The organism is Phyllobacterium sp., assembly GCF_037994405.1.
In the GTDB taxonomy this organism is placed as follows: domain Bacteria; phylum Pseudomonadota; class Alphaproteobacteria; order Rhizobiales; family Rhizobiaceae; genus Phyllobacterium.
Genome location: NZ_JBBNAN010000453.1, coordinates 1 through 15,183 on the forward strand (window position 1 = coordinate 1; position 15,183 = coordinate 15,183).

Below are 15,183 nucleotides of genomic sequence, written 5' to 3' on the forward strand. Positions count from 1 at the left end.
GACCAGGGGAGCGGCAAGTTTTTTCCGCTTCAACACACGAGCCACACGCAAACCGTTGTTTCCGAAATGGGCGATTATCACATCAAAATTCTGGAGCTTTTGCGAAAAAAGAATGTCGAAAGCAGTCGAAATCTTATCCCAAAGGAGGGCCGGCAATTTTCTCAGGGACGGACGCAACGGTGCCAAGCCACCCCACCAGCAAACCGTATTGTCAGACAGCGCCTGCCAATTCCGCGTAGCGTCTTGCTTCAGGGCATTCTCGTTGCAGATAACGCCAACCTCAAAACCTCGCTCAAGAAATCCATTTACCTGATCCAAAATGAAAGTCTCGGACAATGATGGGAACTTGTCGACAACAAAACCAACTCTCATTGCGGAGCATTCTTTCAATATATTTGAAAATATTGGCGGCGTTTATCACGCCACCTGTTTAATGTTTTTGCTGACCGCTTGGCCAAGAACGCCGAGAAAAGTCGAAAATTGGCTCTTTGGGTCCATCTGTGGCCGTTCCGAAAATTTCCTCGCAACGGATGAAAGCCGGTCATATTCGCTCTTGTCGTTCCAAAGTCTGCGGACCGCTCCAACCCAATCCTCTAGCGGCGCGCTATAGTCCAGAACCAGGCCACCCTCACCAATCGCTTCTGGCAATCCGCCACGGCGCGATCCCACGACAGGGATGCCACTGCAATGTGCTTCTGACGCGACGCGGCCCCATGCCTCCTCCCATTTGCTGGGCGCAAGCAGGATTCTTGTGCGCCCATAGACTGTCTTCATGTCGCTCGTACGGTTCTCGAGACGGATATTCTTGAAGGGTGCGATTGTTTGTTCGATGCTGGCCCGGTGGTCGTCGGCGAGCTTCCAGCTTTCGACAAACAGAAACGGGATGTCGGGACACTGCTCGGCAATTCGGACCGCGAGTTCAAAACCTTTTTCATTGTAGGGATTGATGAACGTTACATATTCGCCCGTCGTCGGTGTTCCGTACAGCACGGGATCGATTGTCGGAGGAATGACGGTAGAATCGATCCCGAACTTTTCCTTGTAGGTTCTGGCAGTGAATTCGGAATTTGCAATGTATAGCGCCGAACCCAATTCCCGCAGGTCGCCGGCAAGTTCGTGAAATTCGACGTTTCTGAGGTAAATCACCAAGGGAACGCCCTCGGCTTGCAGAGCCTTTCCGATCGGCACCGATTTATGGCACTGAACCACTGCGACATCGGGCTTAAGCCTTCTAACCGCGAAGGCCGCTGCCTCCCAGGGAAACCAGGCCCTGACGACAGGATATCCCGGAAAATTGTCGACAGCAGCCCGCTGGCCCATGATTTTCATTTTGGCGCGAGCCTTTAAACCAAACATCCCTTGGCCGAACAAAGCAGCCAGAACCGAAGCCTCGTGTCCGTGATTGCGCAGTTGTTCGACCAGATGATGGGTACTGGATTGAACGCCCCCGCTGAATTGGGGGTAGTATCCGTTACCACCCGCAAAAAGAACGTTCATCGCGTGGCTCCTTGTTATCCTGTTTCTGACCCGGCATCGGTCTATGCCGCCTTTCTGCCGATGCTGTGATATTCGAGGCCGTGGCGAGCGATGACCTTGGGGTCATAAAGATTTCGTCCATCGAATATGACGGGCGTCGTCAGTGCGTCCCTCATCAGGTCAAAGGATGGTGCGCGAAAACTCTTCCATTCTGTTACGATGAGCAGGGCGTCCGCGCCGCGCAGCGCCGCTTCTTTGGTTCCGTAAAGGAGCAGGTCGTCACGCTGGCCGTAAATGCTCTGGCATTCCTGCATCGCCTCGGGATCAAAGGCTTGTACGGTCGCTCCTGCTTGCCAAAGGGCCTCCATCAGCGTGCGGGAAGGGGCTTCACGCATGTCGTCGGTGTTCGGTTTGAATGCCAGACCCCACAGCGCGAAAACCTTGCCCTTGAGGTTGCCCTTGAAATAGCGGTTGACCTTCTCGAACAGGATCGATTTCTGTTCGGCGTTTCGCTCTTCCACCGCTTTCAGCATCTTGGCGTCAAAACTAATGCCTTCTGCGGTCTTGATCATGGCGCGAATGTCCTTCGGAAAACACGAACCTCCATAGCCCAATCCCGGATAGATAAAGTCGTAGCCGATGCGTGGATCGCTGCCGATTCCCTTGCGGACTTCCTCGATATCAGCGCCGAGCCGCTCTGCCAGACCGGACATCTCATTCATGAAGCTGATTTTGGTCGCGAGAATGCAGTTAGCCGCATATTTCGTGAATTCGGCGCTCCGCACATCCATCACGATCATTTTTTCATGATTTCGGCTGAACGGAGCGTAGAGTTCCCGCATCAGCGTTTCGGTTTCGTCACTGCTGGTCCCGACGATGATGCGGTCGGGTTTCATGCAATCCCCTACGGCCGAACCTTCTTTGAGGAATTCCGGATTCGAGACGACGTCGAATGTGAGTTCTTCGCGCCCTCTCGCCTTGAGCATTTCGGCGATTGTGGACCTTATCTTGTCACAGGTGCCTACCGGTACAGTCGACTTGCTGACGACGATTTTCGGCTCCTCCATTTCGCGTCCAATCACCTCTGCAACGGCAAGCACATATTTGAGGTCGGCCGATCCGTCTTCGCTGGGCGGGGTGCCGACAGCACTCATCAGAATTCGGCCATGCTTGACGGCCTGAATGGTGTCTGTCGTGAATTTGATGCGGCCCGCCGCATGATTTTCTCTCACCAGACCTTCAAGGCCCGGTTCGTAGATCGGGATCAGCCCCTGATTCAGCCGTTCAACTTTCTCGGCATCGATATCGACGCACAACACATTATGTCCCACCTCGGCCAGCACGGCGGCCTGGACGAGACCGACATAGCCAATTCCAAAAACGGTCAAATTCATTGGTTGGTTCCTATGTAAGACGCCGGATCACTCTTGGATCCGGTCACTTAAACCTGTTTCCTGTCACAAGACGCGTGGAATGCCCTTAAGCAAGCCATCCAGTCCGGTAACTGTGCAATTTGCCGCCGTGTCAGTAACTGCCTTTAGCCATGCAGACGGCAGGTACGGTCTTGATGATGATGTGTAAGTCCAGTTTCAGGGACCAGTTTTCGACGTAGTGCCGGTCAAACGCCACCCGCGTATCGTATGATATGTCGTTGCGTCCGCTAATCTGCCACAACCCCGTCAGGCCAGGGCGTGATTTGAGGTAGAATACAGCGGCGTTGCCATAATTCTCCAGTTCGTCACGCACAACCGGCCGGGGGCCGACAATGCTCATGTGGCCCTGAAGAATGTTGACGATCTGCGGCAGTTCGTCGAGGCTCAACTTTCTAAGCACCGCACCAACACGGGTCACACGCGGATCTTCCCTAAGCTTGCGGGTGGCCTCCCACTCTTCCTTCGCCTCGGGATTGGTTCCGAAATAGTTGGCCAGCACGACGTCACCGTCCTCGACCATGGTGCGGAATTTGAGGCAGTGGAAGATACTGCCGCCGCGCCCAATCCGGCGATGACCATAAAATACGGAACCGCCATCAGAAAACTTTACGAGGAGCGCAACGAGCAGAAATAGTGGACTAAGGGCAACGAGGCCCGCCAAAGCGCCAACGATATCAAATCCACGCTTTATGAATCCACCTAGAACGGGTTCGAACTCGGTGTCGACCTGTGAAAAACTCAAGTCGGTCGTTTTGACTGAATCGCTCATGGCACAACTCCAGGTCAGTAAACGAATGGCTGATGCGACGATATCAAAGGCGACGATATCAAAACGGTGTACATCAAATGGGTGTACATCAAATGGTGCATCATAAAGATGGTGCGTCGCAACACACAAAGTTACGTCTATTGAAATACTTGGTGATGTCTGCAAAATGGCCACAAAACGGCTAAAAAATGCCCACAAATTGCCCAAATTTTGACCTTTTCGACTATATTTTCCGCGGAATTTCTTGCCCGGTCTAATTGACTACTATCAATCTTGCCGAGCTTGGCGCGAGTTCAAGTTGAGCGGTGTCCTTGCACTGGAACACATAAATTTGATCTCTGCGCAGCTCTCAGGCAGCGACACCTTGTACTCAACCAATCGACAAAGCCCACCCGTACCTTGCTGCAGTGCAATATTTTTGTGGCATGGGATAAGCAGTTGAGCTAGATTTGCCGATCTTCGGAGCGATGGCTCAGCGCATGATCCGGGTCGGTATGGCCAAAGTTCGGTTTCTTACCATGGTGATTGCCCGTCCTGGACAATTCGGGTCCTCCGCTGTCTGCATCATTGGTACTGGTGCCATTGCCCACCGAACCGAACTGCGCACGGCTTAGCGTGAACAACACTAGGTAATGCGCACCGGTGCTTGACGCCGTTTCACCTTTAGACAGGTGAAACGAACCAGTAGGATGATGTGAAAAAATCAATAATTACCAATATGAAACGCGAACAAATTTACATTGGAAAGGACCTGTAACGGAGACTTGCGACAAAACCCGGGCGGAATGCGGGCCTTAGGTCAAAGCAAAGGAGAACAGAATGTTCGAATTATTCACCAATGAGCAGCGAACGCAAATGGTCGAAAACTTCCGCGTCAATGCAACAAAGCACAAAGCTGGCGAGCCAAAATCCGACTTCAAACCAGTGGTGAGACTATTCATTCCAGCAGGCAGGGTAACGTGGTTGTTGACCGAATACGACCCTGAGTTCGGCATTCTGTTTGGCCTGTGCGATAAGGGTTTTGGATTTCCGGAAGTTGGGAACGTTGCGTTGGAAGAACTGCAAGCTGTTACTGACGCATCGGGCATAAACGCCGACGCGACATTTCAAGCGACAAAGACATTGAGCGAATACGCGGCTAACGCGCGAAGAGATGGATGTATCACGGTATGAGAGCGAGTTTCATGCCATGCCTCCGGTAAACTGGTATCTGATCGTGCGAAAATGCTCCAGTTGATCACGATTATTGTTATACCTCCAAATGGGTTGGACGCATTATCCTGAACGTCGTGCGCTGGGGAATGGCGAGCAAGCCAGCTGAATAATAGAGCAGGAACGATCCGATCGTATAAGGCTGGATGAAGTCGATCTCGAAGAACGAACGGATCAACAACAACAGTGCGATGCCAAACATGAGGTGCCCTTGTGGCGTATACTCCTCCGTCAGCAAACGCCGCAGGAAGCCGACCACCACCCCGCCCAGGAGCAAGCTGATCAGAACAACGCCGACATAGCCAAGTTCGACAAGCACTTCGATATAGGTATTGTGAAAATGAAATCCGGTACGCGCAGGGATGTAGAACTCGGCCCATAGTCGCTCGGCTTCAGAGAATCCTTGTACCCAGTAAGCTTGATATCCAATGCCCATGAGTGGGGCCTGATGAGAAGCTTTAAACCCTTCCTGCCAGAGATAGGTACGTCCCGTCAGTGTGGAATTCTTGCCGAAGGCGCCAAGCACCAGGTCAATCGCACCAGAATTTATGGCCACGGCCACGAGCACTACCGCTAAAGCGAGGCCGACCAGAAAAAATGACCGGCGATGTTTCGGCGAAAATTTCAGTGCAATGCCTACGATCATAGTGCTCATGACTATGGCAAACGTTGCAATGACCGAGGTAGCCGAACTGGAAGCCGCCAGGCAGTAGGCAGACAGGATACCGCACACAACTGCGATGCAACGCCATAGAATGCTGCTGCGCACGACGAAGAAACTGGCAAAGGCGAAATAGACACCCAAGGATGCGAAAAAGCCGAGCTGGTTCTTGGAGGCGAACGCTCCGACGAAACTATAGGAGCCGTCCAGCGCATCGTATTGGTATTGGCCAAAGCCAAGCGAGTAAAGCAGGACCAGGGCGACACCCACGCTTACCCCGCTGACGAAGGTGCGCGAGTCGATGATACGAGATGCAATCAAGGCGCAGATGATTGTCGTCACATATTGGATGGCCGCGCGCAGGGTGACAGCGAATGCGGCCGACCACGAAAACGACATGCATGCGAAGAGGGCAAAGGGCAATACCCAATAGAAACGTGCGTAATTACCGATAGCTTGTCGGTAGTCTACCAACACAAGAGGCAACCACAAAGCGTAGAAAACCAGAATGGATATGAATCCAAAGTTTGTCGAATAGGCAAAAACGAAAACCGACAAGGATACGGCGAACGTCCCGTACCAAAAGTTCGTGCCTGGTTCGACAAACAGAGATTTTGCAATTCTCATCGTGATAACGTCCGTAGGGGAGCATTGTGTTTTTCTCTTGGACGGATTGCTGTTTTGTCATCCAGAGATTGGTTCGAGCTCTTCTGCATCCTTAAATTAGGTTCGAGAAACTTGCACTACCGGCAGATTTTGTAAAATTCAAAAAGAGCGCAGCGCATTTTTCGGAAGATTGAACGCGGATAAATCTGCCAAAAACAGGGGCTTCCGTTTCTGACTTGACAGGACTGAAACCGGAAACAACCATTGCGTAGCGCCAGAGCAGGTTTCGTCTGCGGCTCAGGATACGTTATGAGGGCGCCTTTGCGTCTTAAGAATTGGGGTGAGAGATGGCGCTATTTAGCTTCCGGACAAGAAATCCCGAAAGGGATCGTCGATCAGACGCCACACGTTTCCAAAGCATCAGACAGGCGATAAGAGAGGCGGTTGTTGAGACAGAACGCGAGCGTGATGGCTTTCGCCGGCGCTATGAGGACGCTTCGGTCAATGCCGCATTTTTGTTCGAGAACATCGAAAACGAAGGCGAAACAGAAAAGGCGTCGGCACAGGTAGACGATCTCACGCAGGCGCTCACAAGGTTTTCCCAGCGCATCGATTTCTTGGAAAAGCAGATGGCTTTCATGCAGGAAATGAATGAAGCCATAACGAGTTTTGAGAACGCGAATGGCATTGGACAAGTGGGGCCAGAATCCGAGCAAACGCGATGAGTTTTGCGTCGTGAATGGCTGCCGTACCCGGGGACGAAGACCGGGTGAATGCGACCGCAAAAAGGCAAGGCTCCTTGTACCGATGTCTGGTGTTGTAGATTAACTTATTGATTTATAATAATAAAATGATCGCGCGTTTCATTTTTTTACGCGGTTGACATGCGTCGCCACGCGTTGTGATAATGATGCACTGCAGCAAAAAATGCTGGATATTGTCTTAAGTCATGAATTCATCCGGTAAGCTGTCGATGGGCGCAGCGAGAACAGGGATTTGATACCATGATGGTGGATACGAACGTGTCGGCCTCTCGGAGCATGATCGACTTCGGCTTCATGCTGATGCCCTTTTCTCCGTTCAGAAAGGAAGAGCGATGGTGGCCATGATTCCATCCCGCCCTGCGTTTTCGCGCATGGCGTTTATGATTTGCTTGATCCCAGGTTTCTCAGTTGCTCATGCACAGGAAACGGGAAAATCCTTCGTTGAGAACTTCGCGAGCCTGAACAAAAAGCGCTGGTACGTTTCGGACGGTTGGTCCAATGGCGCTCATCAGAATTGCACGTGGTCGGCCGGACAAGTGAACCTAAAAGATGGCACCCTTACTCTTGGCTTTGCCCCTCAAAAAACCAAAGATCGCGATTATGCCTGCGGCGAGATCCAGACCAATGAGCGCTTCAGCTACGGCACCTATGAAGTACGCATCAAGGCGGCCGCGGGTTCAGGCTTTAATACCAGCTTTTTCAGCTATATCGGCCCTGCTCAAAAGCAACCGTGGGATGAAATCGATTTCGAGTTTCTAGGAAAGGACCCTTCGAAGGTTCAGTTGAATTCTTATGTCAACGGTAAGGGCGGACATGAGAAGCTGGTTGCGGTGCCCGGAGGCGCGAACAGCGGGTATAATGATTTTGCCTTCGTTTGGGAAAAGGACAGTCTGCGTTATTATGTGAACGGCAAATTGGTGCATACAGTCACTGATCCGGCCGCATTGCCCACCCATCCGCAGAAGATCTATTTGAGCCTCTGGGCTAGTGACAAGATGAAATCCTGGCTTGGAACTTTCAACAGTCCCGGAGAGCCTGTTTCAGCTGAGTTCAGGCGCGTTGCGTTCACTGCGCTGGGAGAACATTGCCAATTCCCGGAATCCGTTGCCTGTTCGCTGGATTGATTTTTACATGACATCAAACGTTCGCCTAATTCCGGTTGATAATGCAGCATCGTCCAGTCTTGCTGCAGTGAAGCATAAATGTTGCACTGCGGTAACGGGCATACTAAACTCCTTAGGCAGATCAATTGCGGGATGACCTCATGCTGCATGTCTTGTACCTGGTGCATGATCTTTCCGATCCAGCGGTGCGGCGCCGGGTGATCATGATGCAAGCCGGCGGCGCAACCGTGACGATTGCCGGTTTCACGCGGAGCCGCGAGCCGATCACCAATATTGCGACAGTTGTTCCGATCTATCTCGGCAGAACGCGTGATGGCAGATTTGCCCAACGCCTCGCCGCCGTTGCACGTGCGGCGTGGACACTCGCCTCGACTCTCAAGGGTGTTGCCAGGCCCGATCTCATCATCGGCCGCAATCTGGAAATGCTGGCGCTTGCCAATCGGGCGAAGGCGCTTTTTGCCGGTGATGTGCCAATTGTCTACGAATGCCTTGATATTCATCGCCTGCTCTTGCGTCACGATCTGACAGGCAAAGCGTTGCGGTTTGTGGAACGAACGCTGGGCAATAATGCACAGCTTCTTATTACTTCGTCACCTGCTTTCGTCAGACAATATTTCGCACCTTTCGGCCAGATGAACATGCCGGTCGAAGTGCTGGAGAACAAGGTGCTAGAACTTGGTCCGCAGGAGACACAAGCGATGAAGCATATAGTCAAGTCCGATAAGGGCGGGCCGTGGAAGATTGGCTGGTTTGGCGCCTTGCGCTGCCGCCGATCATTAGAACTTTTGTCGGCCTTCTCGCGAAAGATGGATGGCCGGATCGAGATCGTTCTGAGGGGGCGTCCCGCCTATTCAGAATTCGAGGATTTTGACCGCTTCGTCGCCGACGAACCGTTCATGCAGTTCCATGGCGCTTACGCAAATCCGGAAGACCTGCCGAGGATCTATGAAGAGGTGCATTTTTCGTGGGCCGTCGATTTCTTCGAGGAGGGGCAAAACTCTGACTGGCTCCTGCCGAATAGGCTTTATGAAGGATGCCGTTATGGTTGCGTGCCTCTAGCCATGCAGGGCACGGAGACCTCCTTGTTCTTGGAAGCGCGGGGCATCGGCTTCTCGTTGAACGAACCGACAGTCGACACGCTTTGCCGTTTGTTCGATCAACTCGACCCAGAGCGTTACGAACGCGCCCAGCAAGATGTCACAGCGCAGGAACGTGGAACTTGGGTGTTTGACCAGAACGATTGTCGCGTTCTGGTGGAACGCCTCGAACAGCTCACTCAAGCCAATGAGCACGACACCTTACTTCAGGTCGCAGCCTGACCCCGCACTAGGGGTCGAGCGAAACGAGAACGGAGACGTAATACCAATGCCAAGTGCAGCAAAACCAGATTTTGTCGGCCGTTGCATTGTTGTCGTGCCTTGTCTGAACGAGGCCGACCATATTCGTGCACTTCTTGAAAAACTAGGTACTGAAGCCCGGCGCTATAACTTCAAGATTATCGTCGTGGATGGCGGGAGCAATGATGGAACGCAACAGATTGTTGCGGAAATAATGCGAAGTGATCCGCGCGTCGTTCTTCTGCATAATCAAAAAAGAATCCAAAGCGCCGCCATAAATCTTGCAGTGGCCACCTACGGCGAAGGGCATGACTATCTCATCCGCATAGACGCGCATGGAAAATATCCGAAAGATTATTGCGAAAAGCTGCTCGTCGAAGCGGAAGTAACAGGCGCTGATTCCGTCGTCGTCGGTATGGCGACCGAGGGGTTTGGTACCTTTCAAAAAGCAACCGCCCTGGCACAGAATTCCAAACTCGGTAACGGAGGCGCCAGGCATCGCCGTGGTGCAAAAGGGCATTGGACCGATCACGGACATCATGCGCTGATGCGTGTCTCCATGTTCCGCCAGGTGGGCGGTTACGACGAGAACTTCACCCATAACGAGGACGCCGAGCTTGATTGCCGGCTTAGGGCCGCCGGTGCGCGCCTATGGATGACCGATAAGACCTTTATGGTCTACTATCCGCGGTCATCGGCCTTGGCGCTCTTCCGGCAATATCTCGGCTATGGACGGGGTAGGGCAAAGAACCTTCTGAAACATCGCATGATTCCCAAGGTTCGTCAGGCGCTTCCACTTATGGTCCTCCCCGTTGTAGCAGGCATGTTTCTTGCCGTTCTCAACTGGTGGGCGGCCGTGCCAGCAATACTGTGGATCGCAATCTGCCTGGGCTACGGCGTTTGGATGGCTGTTGGCGAACGCAACCCTTATGGTCCGTTGGCGTCCATATCAGCAATGATAATGCATTTTGCGTGGTCCACGGGCTTCTGGCTGCAATTGTTTAATCTGCGCAAGCGCGGGGATACCCATTGATGACCGGTTTGAGCAAACATAACGCCGTGGGGGAAACCCGGATCGATATTTGCGTCTGCACCTATCGTCGTGAGGAGCTGGGGGCGACCCTGCGTTCGCTGGCTCAACTGACATTGCCGGAGAATTGCCACATATGCGTTATCGTCGCCGATAATGATTTCGAGCCCAGCGCCAAAGAGCGGGTCACCAAGACAGCGTCGGACCTTCCGTTTGAAGTGCGTTATATCCATAGTCCGGCCGCAAACATATCAATAGCTCGCAATGCCTGCCTGGATGCTACCACGGGCGACTATGTGGCCTTCATCGACGATGATGAAACGGCGTCCGAAAGTTGGATAGCACATCTGCTGGCTACTGCGCTCGACACGGGTGCCGATGCAGTTCTGGGGCCGGTGCAGGCGTCCTACCGGGCAGATGCGCCAAGCTGGATGAGCAAAGGTGACTTCCATTCGACCGCTCCTGTATGGGTGCGCGGCGAAATCCACACCGGCTATACCTGCAACGTCCTGTTACGCCGCTCCTCGATATTCGCCGGGAACCGGCGTTTCAGTTTGGCACTGGGACGGAGCGGCGGGGAGGACACACAATATTTCACCGAGCTTCACGAAGCGGGCGGCAAGATCTCATTTGCACCCGAAGCGTGGGTTTTCGAACCCGTACCTCAGGCGCGCGCAAAATTCTCATGGCTTTGCAAACGGCGCTTCCGCGTGGGTCAGACGCATGGGCGGATGCTCATGAACAGAGCGGCAGGCCCCAAACTCGCCGGACAGGTCGCTCTTGCGGGTGCAAAAGCGGGCTTTAGTCTCTCTGTCGCAATTGCAAGTGCCTTCTCTGCTACCCGGCGCAACCGCTGGTTCCTTCGCGGCATCATGCACATGGGCGTTGTCAGTGGCCTGATAGGGATCCGGGAAATCCAGCAATATGGTGAGATAGCAGTGGTTCAAGCAGGGAGAGACAAGTCCCGTGCAGCCTGATGTCACCTTCGTCATTGCGGCCTATAACGCCGAGGACACCATTCGGCGCGCCATAGAAAGTGCGCTGGCACAGCGTGGAGTCAGCGTGGAAGTCATCGTCGCCGATGACAGATCATCCGACAGCACCGCCGCTATCGCGGGTTCGTTTCCGGACGAACGTGTCCGGGTTGTGACGCTTGACAGGAACAGCGGTCCAGGCGGCGCGCGCAATGCTGCTCTTACCATCGCGAAAGGTCGCTGGATTGCGGTGCTGGATTCCGACGACACGGTGTTTCCCGGCCGCATTGCGAGGATGATAACCCGCGCCGAAAATGCGGGGGCGATAGCGGCCGTGGATAACATCAAGGTGATAAAGGAGCGTGAAGCGAGAGGGGAGACGATGTTCCGCCTCGACCGGCTTGCGAAGATCCACGAGATCACACTGGCGGATTTCATAGCCTCGAACCTCGTTTTCAAGACCACATTCAATTTTGGCTATATGAAGCCGATCTTCGTGCGCCGTTTCATCGAAACGCACGGCCTGCGATACGAAGAGAACCTGCGTATCGGAGAGGACTATATCTTTCTCGCATCCATTTTGGCGAAGGGAGGAAAATGCGTCGTGGAACCGTCAGTCGGATACGCCTATCACGTGCGTCCTGGCTCAATCTCGCGAGTCCTCGAATCGCATCACATCACCTCCATGCTCGAGGCGGACAAGACATTCCTCGAGAAATTCGAGCTCGACACTGACGCTAGAGCCGCGCAGGTTCGACGGACGCGTAGCTTGGAACAAGCGAAGTCCTTCCTTTCTCTCGTCAACCATATCAAACGAAGATCGATCGGCGGGATCATCGAGGTTGTAATGAAAGACCCTGTGGCGCTTCGCCACCTCTCAATGCCCATTGGGGTGCGCCTCAGGCGCTTGATCCCTTCAGCGCTATATAAGGAACCGAGGCCCAACTAATGTCATATCTAAATGCGAACGATTGGCGGTAACATGCATCAGGGCAATCGACTCTTTAATGTTGGCCTTGCGGCAAATCCGGACGGGGCAGCCAACGCCGACAATTTCATTGACCTTGAACAGCTGATGGCTATAGCCCGGCGGCAGGCAAAAACGGTCGTCATCACGGCGGCGGTGGGTCTTTTGCTCGGCATAGTCTATATTGTTGTCGCCACACCGGGCTACACGGCTGCGACCAGCATCCTGCTTGACGACAGTCTCGGTAAGTTCGCTGACGAAGTTTCGCCCGCACCTGCCAATATGCAGACCGATACGACGATCCTGAGCCAGATCGCGATTCTGAAATCGGCTGAGCTTGCGGAAAAGGTGGTGAGAAAGGAAAAGCTCGACGAGAACGACGCGTTTATGAATCCGCCGCGTTCCATTTTCTCTAGTGCCATATCCGGCGTGCGTACCATTATCGGGCTTTTTGGCAGCAACAAACCAACCAATACTGATCTATCCGCTGCGGACCTGAAGCGCGAATATGCGGCATCACTCCTCCAGTCCAGCCTGGATGTCGAACGGCAAGGGCGCAGTTTCGTTATCGATCTCACCTTTACGTCGAACGACGCCGAACTGGCGGGGAGAATTGCGAAGGCCTATGCTGACGTCTATCTCTCGGATCAGTTGGACGCAAATTTCGACGCAACGCAAAGGGCGACGGTCTGGCTTCAAGGACGTTTGACGGAGCTAAAGGAAAATTCGCAGGCCGCGGCTCTCGAGGTTGAACGCTTTAGAGCTGCCAACGGGCTAACTGCGGCCAAGGGAGCCCTGGTTTCCGAGCAGCAACTCTCTGACATCAATAGCCAGCTGATCTTGGCGCAGGCGGATACCGCAAGGGCGCTCTCACTCTATAACCAGTACAAATCAATAGTGGCTGCTGGTCCCGAGGGCGCGGTCAACAACGCGGCCGTAGTGTCGGATCAGGCCGGTACGTCCGTTATAGGGACCCTCAGGACACGCTATCTGACTATTACCAAGCGCGAGCAGGAAATTGTGAGCCGTTTTGGGCAGGATCATCCGCAGGCCGTGAGTCTTCGCACCGAGGAGCAGGACGTAGCCCGGCAAATTTTTCAGGAGCTCCAGCAAGTAACCGAAAGCTACCGCAACCAGTATGAAGCGGCGCAATCGCGCGAGACATCCCTGCGGGAAGGTCTGAACAATGCCACCGGAAAGACATCCATGGCAAATGAAGCGCTCGTACACCTGAAGGATCTGGAGCAGAATTCTCAAGCATTGAGCAATCTCTACCAAACTTATCTCACCCGCTATCAGGAAGCGTCGCAACAGCAGTCCTTCCCAATCGCTAAAGCGCGCGTGATTTCGGTTGCTTCGACACCAACGGATCCGTCAAGTCCCAAGCGGAAATTGGCCCTCGCGGCATCTCTGGTGCTCGGCTTTTTTGCCGGCGCCGGCCTTGGCGCATGGCGCGAGTACCGCGAGCGCTTCTTCCGGCTGGGTGAAGATGTCCGAGCTCTTCTCGGCGTCAAGTTTCTTGGTTACGTGCCAAAACTCGACGGCATGGCAGAGGCGAAAAAATCACCCCTGCCAACAGAGGGACAAACTTCGCCTGCCCGTACCAATATTATCCGTATGGCAGCTGATAACCCGTCTTCGCTATTTGCCGAAACATTGCGTAACATCAAAATCGCTGCCGATGTGATGCTGCAAGGCAAGGAAAGCAAAGTGATCGGTGTCATTTCCGTTTTGCCGCACGAAGGCAAGACCACCGTTGCGGCCAATTTTGCCGGGTTACTGGCCGCCAAAGGTGCCAAGACACTTCTTATCGATGGCGATCTGCGCAATCCCGGGCTGTCCCGCGCCCTGTCGCTTTCAACTCAAAGAGGGCTTGTGAAGGCGATCATGGATGACCAACCATGGCAAAATTCCGTCAAGATCGAGAACAAGACCAAGCTCGCCATTATCCCCACAGTGCTCCACCGGAATTTGCTTCACACCAGTGAGATCCTTTCTAGCCCGGGTATGAAAAAACTTCTTGAGGAAGCACGCGGCGTATTCGAATACATTATCGTCGATCTTCCCCCTCTTGGGCCGGTCGTCGATGCGAAAGCCTTCGCGCCACTGGCCGATGGGTTTGTCATGGTGGCGGAATGGGGTGTCACGCCCCGCGCACTCGTTAAATCCGTGCTGCAATCGGAGACCGAAATTGCGCCGAAGGTTCTCGGGCTGGTCCTTAACAAAGTCGATATGAAGCGCCTTGCAAAATACAGTTCCTACGGAAGTTCAGAGCATTTCATGGAGCGATATTCAAGCTACTATATTGATCAGACAGGATCTGCTCCGGCCAAAAAATAAAGCTAGAACGGGAAATTATGTTGTGAGCACGCGGCCCTTTTTGTTCCAGAGGCGCAAGGCACTAAGCCTGCCGGTATAAAAGGCGCCGGTGTCGATATTGAACCGTCTTCCTTCTTGGTGGGGTTTTTCTATCGGTGTGTGACCGTGAACGACCCATTGTCGGAGGAGATGTGCATTTTCGAAAAACTCTCTGCGGATGGAAACGAGGTCTTCATCTCTTTGGTCTTTCAGGGAAATGGAAGGCCTTATGCCGGCGTGCGCAAACAGGAAGCTTCCAGCGTCGATCATGATTGGTAAGGAACGTAGAAATTGCTTATGTCGTTGGGGAATTGAAGCGCGGATCGTGTCATCAAGCATTTGAGGCGAACGATGAACCAGTCTCAAACGTTCTACGTCAATACCATAGGACAGCAGTGTCGAATTGGCCCCCATGTACCACCATTCAGATAAAGAAAGGCGCTTTTCCAGATAGTCGAGCATCGCCATATCG

At 53.4% G+C, this 15,183-nt stretch carries 13 protein-coding genes and 1 pseudogene; 9 read left to right on the forward strand and 5 right to left on the reverse strand.

The window, feature by feature from the left end; genetic code table 11:
* Positions 1 to 339 (forward strand): hypothetical protein (locus AAAC48_RS24970; protein WP_340656782.1); only part of this gene is annotated, 339 nt, incomplete at its 5' end.
* A gap of 78 nt (positions 340 to 417) precedes the next feature.
* On the opposite strand, the gene AAAC48_RS24975 is transcribed toward AAAC48_RS24970, so the two are convergent.
* The 3 genes from AAAC48_RS24975 to AAAC48_RS24985 form a co-directional block, all read right to left on the reverse strand.
* Positions 418 to 1,497 carry a glycosyltransferase gene (locus AAAC48_RS24975; protein ID WP_340656783.1) on the reverse strand — a complete coding sequence of 360 codons (1,080 nt, stop codon included), beginning with the start codon at positions 1,495 to 1,497 and terminating at the stop codon, positions 418 to 420.
* Positions 1,498 to 1,538: 41 nt separating this feature from the next.
* Positions 1,539 to 2,870 carry a UDP-glucose/GDP-mannose dehydrogenase family protein gene (locus AAAC48_RS24980; RefSeq protein WP_340656784.1) on the reverse strand — a complete coding sequence of 444 codons (1,332 nt, stop codon included), beginning with the start codon at positions 2,868 to 2,870 and terminating at the stop codon, positions 1,539 to 1,541.
* A gap of 130 nt (positions 2,871 to 3,000) precedes the next feature.
* The gene (locus AAAC48_RS24985; protein ID WP_340656793.1) at positions 3,001 to 3,678 is read right to left on the reverse strand and encodes a sugar transferase; all 678 of its coding nucleotides are present in this window, start codon (positions 3,676 to 3,678) and stop codon (positions 3,001 to 3,003) included.
* An 819-nt stretch (positions 3,679 to 4,497) separates the two neighbouring features.
* Here AAAC48_RS24985 and AAAC48_RS24990 point away from each other — a divergent pair.
* Complete coding sequence (locus AAAC48_RS24990) at positions 4,498 to 4,851, forward strand: DUF2958 domain-containing protein (RefSeq protein ID WP_340656785.1); 354 nt, start codon at positions 4,498 to 4,500, stop codon at positions 4,849 to 4,851.
* 76 nt (positions 4,852 to 4,927) lie between these two features.
* Here AAAC48_RS24990 and AAAC48_RS24995 read toward each other — a convergent pair whose 3' ends face one another.
* The gene (locus AAAC48_RS24995; protein ID WP_340656786.1) at positions 4,928 to 6,178 is read right to left on the reverse strand and encodes an O-antigen ligase; all 1,251 of its coding nucleotides are present in this window, start codon (positions 6,176 to 6,178) and stop codon (positions 4,928 to 4,930) included.
* Positions 6,179 to 6,672: 494 nt separating this feature from the next.
* Here AAAC48_RS24995 and AAAC48_RS25000 point away from each other — a divergent pair, with 494 nt between their 5' ends.
* From AAAC48_RS25000 to AAAC48_RS25030, 7 genes are all read left to right on the forward strand, one after another.
* Positions 6,673 to 6,882, forward strand: a complete 210-nt coding sequence (locus tag AAAC48_RS25000) for a hypothetical protein (RefSeq protein ID WP_340656787.1) — start codon at positions 6,673 to 6,675, stop codon at positions 6,880 to 6,882.
* A 410-nt stretch (positions 6,883 to 7,292) separates the two neighbouring features.
* On the forward strand, positions 7,293 to 8,045 hold the full coding sequence (locus AAAC48_RS25005) for a glycoside hydrolase family 16 protein (RefSeq protein ID WP_340656794.1): 753 nt from the start codon (positions 7,293 to 7,295) through the stop codon (positions 8,043 to 8,045).
* Positions 8,046 to 8,185: 140 nt separating this feature from the next.
* Complete coding sequence (locus AAAC48_RS25010; RefSeq protein WP_340656788.1) at positions 8,186 to 9,364, forward strand: glycosyltransferase; 1,179 nt, start codon at positions 8,186 to 8,188, stop codon at positions 9,362 to 9,364.
* A gap of 46 nt (positions 9,365 to 9,410) precedes the next feature.
* Positions 9,411 to 10,415 (forward strand): glycosyltransferase family 2 protein, encoded by a 1,005-nt coding sequence (locus tag AAAC48_RS25015; RefSeq protein ID WP_340656789.1) that lies wholly within the window; start codon positions 9,411 to 9,413, stop codon positions 10,413 to 10,415.
* A complete protein-coding gene (locus AAAC48_RS25020) occupies positions 10,415 to 11,389 on the forward strand; it encodes a glycosyltransferase family 2 protein (RefSeq protein ID WP_340656790.1) in 975 nt (324 codons plus the stop codon). Before AAAC48_RS25015 ends, AAAC48_RS25020 begins: the two co-directional genes overlap by 1 nt.
* Positions 11,379 to 12,335 carry a glycosyltransferase family 2 protein gene (locus AAAC48_RS25025; protein ID WP_340656791.1) on the forward strand — a complete coding sequence of 319 codons (957 nt, stop codon included), beginning with the start codon at positions 11,379 to 11,381 and terminating at the stop codon, positions 12,333 to 12,335. Before AAAC48_RS25020 ends, AAAC48_RS25025 begins: the two co-directional genes overlap by 11 nt.
* 33 nt (positions 12,336 to 12,368) lie before the next feature.
* Positions 12,369 to 14,693 carry a polysaccharide biosynthesis tyrosine autokinase gene (locus AAAC48_RS25030; protein WP_340656792.1) on the forward strand — a complete coding sequence of 775 codons (2,325 nt, stop codon included), beginning with the start codon at positions 12,369 to 12,371 and terminating at the stop codon, positions 14,691 to 14,693.
* 15 nt (positions 14,694 to 14,708) lie between these two features.
* On the opposite strand, the pseudogene AAAC48_RS25035 reads toward AAAC48_RS25030, so the two are convergent.
* A pseudogene (locus AAAC48_RS25035) lies at positions 14,709 to 15,183 on the reverse strand (serine/threonine protein phosphatase); the annotation flags it as partial.